At 35.6% G+C, this 12,505-nt stretch carries 9 protein-coding genes and 1 other RNA gene; 2 read left to right on the top strand and 8 right to left on the bottom strand.

What is annotated here, in order from left to right; translation table 11 throughout:
• Positions 1 to 60: 60 nt before the first annotated feature.
• The 8 genes from MHH69_RS07215 to MHH69_RS07180 form a co-directional block, all read right to left on the bottom strand.
• The gene (locus MHH69_RS07215; RefSeq protein WP_122970943.1) at positions 61 to 1,962 is read right to left on the bottom strand and encodes an ATP-dependent DNA helicase; all 1,902 of its coding nucleotides are present in this window, start codon (positions 1,960 to 1,962) and stop codon (positions 61 to 63) included.
• Positions 1,963 to 2,053: 91 nt separating this feature from the next.
• The gene (locus MHH69_RS07210) at positions 2,054 to 3,196 is read right to left on the bottom strand and encodes a THUMP domain-containing class I SAM-dependent RNA methyltransferase (protein ID WP_341362009.1); all 1,143 of its coding nucleotides are present in this window, start codon (positions 3,194 to 3,196) and stop codon (positions 2,054 to 2,056) included.
• A gap of 418 nt (positions 3,197 to 3,614) precedes the next feature.
• Positions 3,615 to 3,995, bottom strand: an RNA gene (gene rnpB / locus MHH69_RS07205) — RNase P RNA component class B.
• 58 nt (positions 3,996 to 4,053) lie between these two features.
• On the bottom strand, positions 4,054 to 4,359 hold the full coding sequence (gpsB, locus tag MHH69_RS07200; protein WP_122970941.1) for a cell division regulator GpsB: 306 nt from the start codon (positions 4,357 to 4,359) through the stop codon (positions 4,054 to 4,056).
• A gap of 270 nt (positions 4,360 to 4,629) precedes the next feature.
• Positions 4,630 to 5,883, bottom strand: coding sequence for a ribonuclease H-like domain-containing protein (locus MHH69_RS07195; protein ID WP_341362008.1), 1,254 nt, complete (start codon positions 5,881 to 5,883; stop codon positions 4,630 to 4,632).
• 5 nt (positions 5,884 to 5,888) lie between these two features.
• Positions 5,889 to 8,165, bottom strand: a complete 2,277-nt coding sequence (locus tag MHH69_RS07190; RefSeq protein WP_122970939.1) for a DEAD/DEAH box helicase — start codon at positions 8,163 to 8,165, stop codon at positions 5,889 to 5,891.
• Complete coding sequence (locus MHH69_RS07185) at positions 8,158 to 8,526, bottom strand: YppE family protein (RefSeq protein WP_122970938.1); 369 nt, start codon at positions 8,524 to 8,526, stop codon at positions 8,158 to 8,160. Before MHH69_RS07185 ends, MHH69_RS07190 begins: the two co-directional genes overlap by 8 nt.
• A 50-nt stretch (positions 8,527 to 8,576) precedes the next feature.
• Positions 8,577 to 8,774: an endonuclease gene (locus tag MHH69_RS07180; RefSeq protein ID WP_122970937.1), complete on the bottom strand. Its 198-nt coding sequence runs from the start codon at positions 8,772 to 8,774 to the stop codon at positions 8,577 to 8,579.
• A gap of 279 nt (positions 8,775 to 9,053) precedes the next feature.
• Between MHH69_RS07180 and recU the strand changes: the two genes are divergently transcribed.
• Positions 9,054 to 9,698: a Holliday junction resolvase RecU gene (gene recU / locus MHH69_RS07175; RefSeq protein ID WP_122970993.1), complete on the top strand. Its 645-nt coding sequence runs from the start codon at positions 9,054 to 9,056 to the stop codon at positions 9,696 to 9,698.
• A 26-nt stretch (positions 9,699 to 9,724) separates the two neighbouring features.
• Entirely contained in the window at positions 9,725 to 12,391 is a 2,667-nt protein-coding gene (locus MHH69_RS07170) for a penicillin-binding protein 1A (protein ID WP_122970936.1), read from the top strand.
• The last annotated feature ends 114 nt before the right edge of the window (positions 12,392 to 12,505 follow it).

Genomic DNA, 12,505 nt, shown 5'->3' with positions numbered 1-12,505 from the left:
GAAGAACCTTTTCTATGAAAAAAGCAAAAGTCCCATAATGGAACTTTTGCTTTTAAACTTTCACATCGGATTTACTGGTAAAATGTTTATAAACTCTGAACGATATATACTCTCCTCTTCGTTCAATAATAGGTGAATATCACCATAGTCATTAGATGTACGAATCAATCTTCCAATTCCTTGTTGGAGTCGTAATTGCATAAATGGTAATTCCACTTCTTCGAAAGGATTTTCGGCAAAGGCACGTTTCGCATCAAATAATGGATCTTGAGGTGGGAATGGTAAATCAAATATAATCACACGGGTTAATGCTTCCTCTGGTAAATCTAACCCTTCCCATAAATGGTATGAACATAATGTTTTTACTGTTCCCTCTTGGAAATCACGAATAATAGCCGATAATTCCCGATCACCTTCAAAGGCAACTGTTAACTTTGTCATCATAGATAATTTCGACTTAAAGGACAACATTGACTGTTTTGATTTAAATAATATTAATGTCTTTTGTCCATCCTGTAATAACTTTTCAACTTTCGATACTTTCTCCTCTTGCTTCAAGTCATGTAAATATACTTTCATCACTTCTTCATAATCAAATGGAGAAGGCACGCTAAAGGATTGATATTTTTTAATGCCTAAGCTATACGCAATATAAGAGAAATCTTTATTTACCGATAAAGTAGCCGATGAGAAAACAATCGGTATTTTTTTAGAGAATAATTTCTCTTCCAGAACATCTGTTATTAAACGAGGCATGATGACTAATGTTTCTTCCCCATCGGTTTCCTCTAACCAATCGACCGCATCTCCTTGAGCAATAAAAATACGGATTGCTGCTTCATATTGTTCTAGAAATTCTTCAGCCATATTTAATTCGTATTCTGGAATCATATATAATTCAGATTCAAATACAAACTCTTCTAATAATTTTTCAACATCAACGATTAATTGTTTCCCTAGTTGAAGTAAACGTTCTGACTTTCGAATTGATTTTCTGTCCTCTTCTGATGGTACTACATCGTCTCGTAATTGATCGAAAAATAATTCGTGATCATCTTGTAATTTCTCCATTGCATATAAAGTTTTTTCACGAACACCATCTACCATCAAACGTTCCAATAAGTTGACAATCGTATAACTTTGTACTTTAACCGTCATTGCATTTTGAGCTGCATATTCTAATAAATGTCCCTCATCTAAAACGATCATCGATACTTCAGGTAGCAATGGTAATTGACCTTCCCGTTCCCGTGATTCTTTCGTTGCTAAATGTTCCATTAGAAAATCTTGAGAACAAATAATTAAATCACTAGATTCACGATAATGGGCTCGGTGTAAAGTTTGACCGCATCGGTTTCTCATGTCGCAAACTGAACATTGCATAATTGAGTTATAATTAACCTTTTGCCAATCTTCATCACTAACCGATGGATAGTCACTTCTCGCCCCAAAGGGACTCACCGTTAACATAGAACCTTGGGCATACACACCATCAGGAATAGACATGGCAATATCATCGATCCATTCTTCTGTTACTACTTTTTCAGTCTCTTCAAATCTTTTTAAACATAAATATTGATTGCGAGACTTTGCTAACCGAACATCAATCGTTAAACCGAGGTGTTCGGTTAATTTATAAATATCTCCACCCTCTTTAACAAGCTGGTCAATTAAAGTTTCATCTGCACACGCAATTAATGCTGGACGACCAGTATAACGGGCGTAGGAAATTGCCGGTAATAGATAGGCAATCGTTTTACCAGTACCAACACCGGCTTCTGCGAATAAAACATTTTTTTCTTTTAATGCCTGTTCAATTTGATATGCCATAAAAATTTGTTCATCACGACATTCAAATCCTTTTTCAGGCAATTCATCATATAAAACATCTCCCATCCAATCTCCAAGGGAGTCGAAAAAGGAACGATCTTTTGATAATTCAAACGGTAAAGACTGTCTCATTCTTTTATCTCCTTCATACTCACGTCTATTATAAAGACATGGAAACGGAAGGAGTATTTCTCCTTCCGTTCAATTTCCAATTTAATTTACTTTAAATATTATCACGTTTTGACTTTTGACCCCAGTATTGATATAAATCCGTACGAATAAATCCATTAAATAATTTACGTTTTTTTGTAGCCTTCTTGCCATAAAGCTCTTCAAAATTTTCCATTGAGGAAAGCATATATACGGACCAAGTTGGATAGTTTTTCATTATTTGTCCTAATGTACGAATAACGTTTTCAATTTCTTCCTTTTCTCCAATACGTTCCCCATACGGTGGATTGGAAATAATAACGCCATCTAACAGTTTTGTTGTAAAATCCGTTGCCTGCATTTGTTTAAACGTAATTAAATCACCAAAGCCTGCCTCAAGCGCATTACTTTGCGCAATCGTTACCATGCGATGATCAATATCCGAACCAATAATTTCGAGAGGTTGATCGTAGTTTGCTAAATCGTCCGCCTCATTTCGAGCATCTTCCCATATTTTTTCTTTCATCCAATTCCATTCTTCTGAAATGAATTCACGATTATAACCAGGTGCAATATTTTGCCCAATCATCGCAGCTTCCAACGGAATTGTACCGGAACCACAAAATAGATCAACAAAAGGTCTACTTGGACTCCATCTGGAAATTTTCACAAGGGCAGCAGCTAACGTTTCTTTTAACGGCGCTTCCCCTTGGGATTGTCTATAGCCACGTTTATGTAGGCCAGCTCCCGATGTATCAATCGTTAAAGTAGCTACATCTTTCAAAATAGAAACTTCAATTTTATATGTCGCTCCCGACTCATCTAAAAAGCCCAATCGTTTATAATGAAATTTCATTCGTTCGACAATTGCTTTTTTCACGATCGATTGGCAATCCGGAACGCTAAATAATTTCGATTTGACCGACTTACCTGATACTGGGAATGCCGCATCAACAGGTAAAAATTTCTCCCATTCAATTGCTTTTGTATTCTCAAATAATTGATCAAATGTGTGGGCTGGGAATTCTGCTACTACAATTTTCACACGGTCTGCTACACGTAACCAAAGATTACATCGAGCAATGGCGGTTTCATCGCCTTCAAAATATACTTTTCCATTTTCCACACGTGTTTCATAGCCTAAATCTTGAACTTCTTGGGCAACAATCGATTCTAACCCCATTGCCGCAGTCGCTACTAATTGAAATTTTGTCATTCTACAATTTCTCCTTGGTGTTGTTATTACGGTTGTGAAAAAAGTTCACGTAAATTGTAATTCTTTTAGTTAAAACATCTTATTATATGCCAACCTCACCTTCAGAATAAAAGGATATTCTTAAATGAGAAAATTACGTTATTTATTAACTTTTGGGACCGATAATGTAATACGTATTGGAAAAATCAAATTCCATTTTATGTATTTAAACGATACCATTAGCATATTACCCTAAATTTTACTCTCCCATACACTAAAAGAAAAGCTCTCCAATAGGATGGAGAGCCTCTTATGTGAGTAAAAACTCTTAAATACATAATGAATACTTGTTCAAATAATCAATTTCAAGGTGATTTTTGAACAAGTATTTCTTAAATTTCTATCATTTCGCATTTAAATTGAATAGTTATCATAGAAATTCATAAGCCATGTTTTGTTCCCGGGTACTCAAACAGCCGAAGCCTCGTACGAATCGGGTAGTAATCATCTATCTACGAAAGAATACTCTTTCGTCCCTCCATCTGTTCATTTCCTTCAGGAGAGTGCCCCTACCATAATTTGGGTTTCTCACTCGTGGGGTTTACCTCGTTCCACCTTTATTGTTTCCAATAAAGCTACGTCACTGTGGCACTTTCAGGAAGTGTCAACCATATCATAAGACTTAGGTTTTCCTTCCGCCGTCAAGCTATAGCTTGCCTTACCTTATTTTTTCAGTAAGCACGAACACTACGGTCATCTCAGAGCCGTGTGAGCATGGACTTTCCTCTACAATTTAACATTGCAGCGATTACTCGAATTTGACTATGATAAAAGAATTATACTAAAAAATTATCACAAAAACAAGATGTTTAGTAAATTTATTCGTACAACTTACTGCCAAACACATGCTTTTCTAAATTTGAAAGACGTTTTAAAATATCAAAATTTGTATTTCCTGCTGGTGGTTGAACTTGTGATCGGCGAGATGCACTGTTTTCAAGTTCTTCTTTTAAACGTCTATTTTCAGCACGAAGCTCTTCTAGTTCTTCTACAACCTTTTCAAATACGTCATAATCTTCCATAATTTGATCTAAAAATTGATCGACTTGGTCAACACTATAACCTTTCATCGCCTTTTTAAATTCTTTTTCTAATATTATTTTTGAATTTAATTTAATTTCCATTCACATCGCCCTTCCATCCGATACGGTACATGATTCAATTATATCATATGAATATAATAAAAGGGATTCAAAGAAACTGTTTTAACAAAATTAACGGTAACTTTTTGAAAAAATTTGATAGAAGTATACCATAGAAGAAAAATGTCAGATTATGCGCTTACCCGGGAAATTATTTTTAAAATATTCAGGAAATAACTCCCCATTATTCCCATAATTGCTTGTACATTGTTTATAACCAACAATGTTAAAGGACATTCAAATAATGTTCTATTATAATTTACTTTTTAGTTTCTTTTCAACCCTTTGCAATCTTCTTGTCCAATTGATGACATACTTCATTTGTTGATCCTTTTTTATAAAAGATTGGCTCTCTAAAAGTTGCAATCCTTCATTTGTGTAATGTAATGCCCGTTCGTATTCTTTTAATTGATGTTCATATAAAATGGCAAGTTGCTCCAATACTTTTAGCTTTTCTCTATTGTTAACAAATGAAAGTGCATTTTGAAAAGACTTGATAGCCTCTTCAACCATTCCATTGCGCTTTTGTTGAAAGGCTAAATAATAATGGGCAAGACCAGCCTCTTCTGTTTGATAATTTTCCGTTACAGTCGTTAACACTTGTTCACTTTGTATAGGTTGTTTTAAATCACCATACCATTTTCCTATGTTTGTATACGTAGTAGCAGACTCTTCCCATTCTCCTTCAAGCAATAGGTTTGTGGAATGGATATAGAGTGTCACTAAAGATAAAAGGTCCCATTCATTGTGATATAGTACCTTCATTAAAGCAGATGCATTTCCGCTTTTGATAGCGTCTGTATAAATAATCGGTGCTAAAAATCCCGGAATGTCACCATTTCTTCTAAATCCGAGTTTTTCTTCCTCGACTTTTGTTAATTTCATTCTTTCCAAATTATTTTTCCATATTCGTTTCGAACTGTGTAATAAATCGATTTGTCGAGGATTTCGTAATTTCGGTAAAACATTTTGGTTTAATGTCCATCTTGTTTCTAATTGGGGCCAATCAAAACTTTTCCCATTATAAGATACAATCGTTTTTGACTGTTGCCAAAATTTAGATTCGAATAAAAACGCTGCTTCATTTGCAGGATCTGCTAATACATACTGGGTAAGGACAAATTGATCCTCTTCTACACTTAATAAGCCTAATAAGAATATGTTTGTCCCTACCCCTTTTAAACCCGTCGTTTCTGTATCAAAAAATAGGACTGGTTCATCTATATGAATAGCATAAGGATGTTCAACAGTCGCCTTCTGCCATTTTTCAACAGCATCAAAAAATAAGCCTAACTTATAAAAACCGTGTTGAAACGTAAAGGGATACGTCACTTCCCTTTTAAATAAAACGCCAAAATCATTTTCAACTAATGCAAGTCCAGCTTTTTGCCATTCATTTATATAGAAAGGTTTTTCTGGTTTTTGAAAAGTAGGTTTATTTTTAGGCTGTTCTTTCTTTTTCCCAAGCATTTGTTTTAATTGCATCATTTTATTTTCGTATGACATGGAGCTCATCCTATTTCATTTAATAAAATTGATAGTATTTTGATGACTTTTTGTTTACTTTCACTAAAGCTATCTTGTGCGCCAATACAAGAAGGACATCCGTTTTGACAAGGACAATTTTGCACATGACCAATCGTTTGCTCAATTATCGGTACTAAAATGTCGTACACCCTTTCGCTTAACCCGATGCCTCCAGGATAACTATCATAGATAAATAGTGTAGGTTTATCATTATGAACGGATTTCACTTGAGGTACAACCGTTAAATCGTTCCGATCGCACTGAATATACAGAGGAATAAAAGACCCAATTGCATAACTAGCGCCAGTTAAAGCATCCGTTAACATTTCCTCTGACCAATTTTCTGGTAAGTTAAAGGACAGCCACGTAGCATTTGTATGCATCTCAAGGGGTGGAATATGAATTTTCCCTGAGCCAATATTTTCGTGGGTTTGGAAACGGATTTTTTTAAAGATTGTTGGAATCGCTAGTAAACTAATATCTCCATAACTAACTGACGCGGTTTTATGCTGACTTGTTTTATCTTCATTTAAAACTTTTAACTCAACAGCTAAATTCGCATCAGTAAAGTAATCCACATCTACTTCACGAACATAGGCTTTTTTCTCTTCCCAGTCGAGCATTTCTACCTGGAATTGTGTTCCTTGGTGAAGATAGATTGCTTCTTCATGTAGAAGGGTCATAGCGCTATACGTATCCATTTCACCGATAACCTTCGTTCCTGCTGGCACCGTTTGATCAATAATGACTACATTTTCTTGGGAAGCAGAGCGCAAACTAATTTCATGGGCTGGGAAACGTTCACTCATCCAATACCAGTTTGAACTAGTTTTCACTAATACACCTTCATCTTGTAAAAACTCAAGTAATTCTTGTACTTCAAATTCCCCGTAGCTATCTGTAATAGAAAATGGTAATTCAAAAGCGGCACATTTTAAATGATCCATTAAAATAAGAATATTATCTGGATTTATTAACGCCTCTTCTGGTGAACTACCTAATAGATAGGTAGGGTTGTTTACGACATATTGGTCTAATGCAGTGGAATTTGCCACATAAATAATTAAAGCCGAATCTTGTCTACGCCCTGCCCGTCCAGCTTGTTGCCACGCACTAGCGATGTTACCCGGATAGCCTGTCATAATACATGCTTGTAATTGTCCGATATCTACCCCCAATTCCAATGCATTTGTACTTACTACAATTTGGATTGTACCGTCCCTTAATCCTTTTTCAATCGCCCTGCGTTCCGTTGGTAAATAGCCTCCACGATAGCCGCGAATAGATTCATCTTGAATTTTATTTTTCGTTAAACTTTTTAAATAAGTTACGAGCATTTCGACTCGAACTCTGGATTTGGCAAAAACAATTGTTTGAATACCTGCTTCAAATAATCTGGTCGCCAAATCACGGACTTCTAATACACTGCTTCGTCTAACACCAAAGGTCGGATGCACAATTGGAGGATTATAAAATAAAAATGTTTTTTTACCGACTGGTGCACCAGATTTGGCGATTAGTTCATGATTGGTATTTGTTAATTTTTCAGCCAATTCTTTCGGATTTTTAATCGTAGCGGATGTACAAATAAAAATTGGGTCACTTCCATAAAAAGCACAAATACGTTTTAAACGTCGGATAACATGGGCTACATGACTTCCAAATACCCCTTTATATGTATGTAACTCATCAATGACAATATACTTTAAGTTTTCAAATAAGGAGACCCATTTCGTATGATGGGGTAAAATTCCCGAATGTAACATATCAGGGTTTGTCATAACAATATGGCCTGCTTTTCTAATTTTTTGTCGAATTGCAGGTGCTGTATCACCATCGTACGTATAACTTAAAATTTCCTCTTCCATATCCTCGATTAAATCATTTAAATCGGCCTTCTGATCTTGAGCTAATGCCTTTGTAGGAAATAAATAAATGGCCCTACTCGATTGATCTTCTAAAATTTTTTGCAAAACTGGTAAATGATAGCAAAGTGATTTTCCAGAGGCAGTTGGTGTAACAGCAGTAAAGGATTTACCATTGACTGCATAATCAAAGGCTTCCCGCTGGTGAGTATATAATTGCTCTATTCCTCTTTTATTTAATGCTTTTTTTATAGAGGGATGAAGTTCGTTCGGAAATTTGGAATAACGTGCCGGAGTTGCTTCAATTGTTTGCCAATGGACGATATTTTGTTTTAATTGTTCGTCATATTGCCATTCGATTAATAAATCATCGATCGTCCGTTTTTTACTAAACATCCTTTTCACTCTCCCCTTCTAAATAACGTAAAAAGAAAGATAACGTGTAATGGACGGATTGGACAGACTGGATAAATCGTTTTTTACTTGTCTCCTTATAAAAAGATTGTACGACAAATTGATTCATTGCATCGACAACGTTTTGTATTTGCGACTCATGCATATATTTCGGTCTGTTTTCTTTAATCCAATTTAACGCATTTTGTTGCCACTCTATTAATAAAGATTGTATGTTATCTGCAAAAGGTTTTACTTCTTCAAAAAATTGAGGTGTTGCGTCAAGTTCCCGCTGTTTATAAAAACGGTTTATTGACGCATCACACTCGTATATTAACTGTTTCGTTTGTTCGATTAATTCCATTTTTAGTACCCTCTTAAGATTCCTATTTTGTTTCTTAAGTGTACCAAAAACTAAGCTAATTCTCTAGCAATAGGGGAACAAGTATTCTTTACATGATAATGCTTTTCTGCTAAGCTTACTTTTTGATAAGTGCTTCCTAGTTGAGAGAAAAATTGGTTATGAATGTATGCCCGTTCGTTTTCAATTTTAGCTGTCATCATTTGGTCGATGTAGTCAATTTGCGAAATGAGTAGTTGAATTCTATTCATTGTCATTCCTCCTTTGACAAATAGAATTCATTGAAAGCATTCAAAACCCTTTCCACTTGTCAAAACTAGACATAGGTTGCTAAAACAACATATTTTTCGATATAAAGTTTCTCTTAAACTTTATCGTAAATTTATTTAGCATCTATTTCTCCATAAACTATTTCATATAATAGTAAAAGTCTAGTCATATATTGATTATAGTTACCTCCGATAGTCTATCCTAATAGAAGAGGTACTTAGCTTAACTTTGATAAAATTATGTTAAACTTGTTGGTAGAAATGATCTTTCAAAAAGGAGTGCTTTTCGTGATACATTATCCAAATGGCAAACTATATCAGCCGAGTGAACCCCTTTCGAAACCGGCAAAACCAGTTAAAAAAAAGGAGCTTTCATTTAGTAATCGCGGAAAAACTCTTGAAGATGAAATTAATGAAACGAATACCTACTATTTAAATCAACAAATTGCAATCATTCATAAGAAACCTGTTCCGGTTCAAATCGTCAAAGTAGAGTACCCGTCACGGAGTGCAGCAGTTATTCGTGAAGCCTACTTTCGAACGCCATCTACAACTGATTACAACGGTGTTTGGAACGGATATTATATAGATTTTGAAGCGAAGGAAACCGAGAGTAAAACGTCCTTTCCTTTAAAAAACGTCCATCAACATCAAGTTCTGCATATGAAAGATGTGACAAATCAAAAAGGAATTGCCTTTACTATCGTAAAATTTTCAACTTTAGATCGTTATTTCGTGGTTCCTTTTTCTGTACTTCATGATGCTTGGAGGCAAATGGAAAAAGGTGGGAGAAAATCTATACCATTATCAATATTCGAAACACAAACTATTGAAATTAGGCCTGGATATAATCCACGAATAGATTACTTATCCGCAATAAAAAAACTGATTACAAACGAAGAATAATAGATTGTTAAAGCGAGGAGATTATTTTGACTGAGAAAAGACGCACTCGTGAAGAGTTAAAACGAGAACGCGAACTACAAAAGAAAAAACAAAAAAAACCAGCAAGTTCTTGGATAAAACGAATTATCATTACAATTCTTATCATTGGTGTTGTCGGATTATTAGGTGGTGCTGGGTTATTTGCCTATTATGCTAGTTCAGCTCCCGAGTTGGATGAAGAACTTTTAAAAGATCCGATTTCTTCCGAGTTTTATGATAAGAATGGTGAGCTATTTGCAAAAATTGGTGCAGAAGACCGTAAATATGTAGAATACGATGATATTCCTCAAGAAATGATTGACGCTATTTTAGCAACCGAAGACTCACGATTCTTTGACCATTTCGGTCTTGATATATGGCGTTTAGGTAGTGCCGTCATTGCAAACGTTACGCAAGGTTTCGGTGCACAAGGGGCAAGTACGATTACCCAACAAGTTGTAAAAAATTCATTTTTAAGTAATGACAAAAAGTTAAAACGTAAAGCACAGGAAGCATGGCTTGCGATTCAACTAGAAAAACATTATTCAAAAGAAGAGATTTTTGAAATGTACTTTAACAAAGTACTTATGTCTGGAAGGGTTTATGGATTTGGAACTGCTGCTGAATATTTCTTTGGTAAAGAATTAGATGAATTAGAATTGGATGAAATGGCTTTACTTGCAGGTATCCCTCAAAGTCCGAACAATTATAATCCATTCAAAAATCCTGACCGAGCGAAAGCACGACGGGATTTAGTACTTGATTTAATGGTTCAACACGAAAAAATTACAGAAGAACAAGCTGCTGAAGCGAAAAAAGTTGAAATTGCTTCCCGCGTTTTACCGGAAGAAGAACGTCAAACTGTAACAGGCACAAAATATGATGCCTTCTTAGATGTTGTATTAGAAGAACTTGAAGAAAACGGAGATGGAGAAGCATTAGCTGAAGGAATAAAAGTTTATACTACTCTTGACCCTAATGCTCAATCGGTTGTAGAAAATATTATGAACGATTCTGAAAACTTCCCTACTGAGGATATTCAATCTGGTGTATCTGTTATTGATACAAAAACGGGTGAGATTCGTGCAATTGGTGGCGGAAGAAATTACGGAGCAGAGAGAGGTTGGAACTATGCAGATGATTTAAAAGATCGTCAACCAGGTTCAACAATGAAACCTTTACTTGATTACGGTCCTGCCATTGAAAACTTAAAATGGTCAACTGGTCAAACGATTGTGGATGAAAAAATGACTTATTCTAATTCAGATAAAGTCATTACGAACTGGGATAATAAATATTTGGGCACAATGACCGTACGTGAAGCATTATACCAATCACGTAACGTACCAGCCGTTAAAACATTACAAGAGGTTGGAACAGATGCAGCAAAAGAATTTATTAGTAAATTAGGTATCGAAACTGAAGATGTATATGAGTCTGATGCAATTGGTGGCGGAGCGATTTATATGTCCCCTATCCAAATGGCTGCTGCCTATGCTGCATTTGGTAATAATGGTATTTATAACGAACCAACTACGATTAAAGAAGTTGAGTACCGTGACGGTTCAAAAAAATCTTATAAATCACAACCAGAAGTGGCGATGAGCGACTATACAGCCTATATGGTAACAGATATTTTACGCGATGTCTTAAGTGATAAACCGGGAGCTTCAGGTTCCGCTGCTGCAGTACCTGGATTAGATATTGCAGGTAAAACGGGTACAACCAATTACTCCCCTGAAGACTTTGATAAATTCAATTTACCAAGTAGCAGTGTACCTGATTCATGGTTTGCAGGCTATACAACAAATTATTCAATAGCCATTTGGAGTGGTTACTCTCAACGTTCCGAACCGATTACTACTTGGGATGAACGTCGTTTACCACAAAGATTGTTTAAATCAATTATGAGCCAAATATCTGATGATGTTGAAACATCAGACTTTAAAAAGCCAAATTCTGTTGTAGAAGCAACAATTGAAGTCGGAACAAATCCATTACAATTAGCAAGTGAATATACACCAAATGAATTACGAAGAACAGAATTGTTTGTTAAAGGGACTGAACCATCTCAAGTATCAGAGAAATACGAAGAGATTGAATTAGATGCCCCTACTAAATTACAAGCGAAGTACAATGAAGAAGGAAGTACTGTTGACTTAACTTGGGACTTTAAAGCGCCTAAAGGGAATGAAGATTTGGATGTTTCCTTTGAAGTATCGATGACTGTTGATCAAGAACAACCTGTAGTCGTGAATACAACGTCCGATAAACAATTACAAATTCCGAATATCGAACCTGGACGTAATTACACATTCTCTGTAGTCGCCGTTTCTGATGATATCCGAAGTGAACCAGCAACCGTTTCAATTTTCATTGAAAATAAAATAGAAGAACCGGAAGTTGAAAAACCAGAAAACCCGAATAATGGAAATAACGGGGATGGAAATGAAAACAACGGGAATGGTAGTGGAAATGGGAATGGTAACGGGAATGGTAATGGTAACGGTAATGGTAATGGTAACGGAGACGATGGTAATTTAGATGACTGGTTTGGACCAGGAGAAGATGGTGAAAACAACGGGGATAATGGCGGAGAAGACGTCAGTGAGGATGGTAATGGCGAAATAGAAGCTCCTACTGTACCGACTGACCCGACTGAAACACCAGAATAATAAAAAGGAACATCAATCAGTAAAATGTACCCTATAAGAAAGACACTTGAAAAAAGGTCTCTCTTATAGGGTACTTTTATTTATAATGAAATAAAATAAATGGTTGATGGAGCG

The sequence above is a fragment of the Ureibacillus sp. FSL E2-3493 genome, from assembly GCF_038077515.1.
In the GTDB taxonomy this organism is placed as follows: Bacteria; Bacillota; Bacilli; order Bacillales_A; family Planococcaceae; genus Ureibacillus; species Ureibacillus halotolerans.
Note: the sequence above shows the minus strand (reverse complement) of the source record. Positions and strands in the feature narration are given on the sequence as shown.

What these genes read in the sequence shown, in the direction of transcription:
- MHH69_RS07215 (WP_122970943.1), bottom strand. Translation starts at nt 1,962, where the DNA reads ATGAGACAGTCTTTACCGTTTGAATTATCAAAAGATCGTTCCTTTTTC.
- MHH69_RS07210 (WP_341362009.1), bottom strand. Translation starts at nt 3,196, where the DNA reads ATGACAAAATTTCAATTAGTAGCGACTGCGGCAATGGGGTTAGAATCG.
- gpsB (WP_122970941.1), bottom strand. Translation starts at nt 4,359, where the DNA reads ATGGAAATTAAATTAAATTCAAAAATAATATTAGAAAAAGAATTTAAA.
- MHH69_RS07195 (WP_341362008.1), bottom strand. Translation starts at nt 5,883, where the DNA reads ATGTCATACGAAAATAAAATGATGCAATTAAAACAAATGCTTGGGAAA.
- MHH69_RS07190 (WP_122970939.1), bottom strand. Translation starts at nt 8,165, where the DNA reads ATGTTTAGTAAAAAACGGACGATCGATGATTTATTAATCGAATGGCAA.
- MHH69_RS07185 (WP_122970938.1), bottom strand. Translation starts at nt 8,526, where the DNA reads ATGGAATTAATCGAACAAACGAAACAGTTAATATACGAGTGTGATGCG.
- MHH69_RS07180 (WP_122970937.1), bottom strand. Translation starts at nt 8,774, where the DNA reads ATGAATAGAATTCAACTACTCATTTCGCAAATTGACTACATCGACCAA.
- recU (WP_122970993.1), top strand. Translation starts at nt 9,054, where the DNA reads ATGATCTTTCAAAAAGGAGTGCTTTTCGTGATACATTATCCAAATGGC.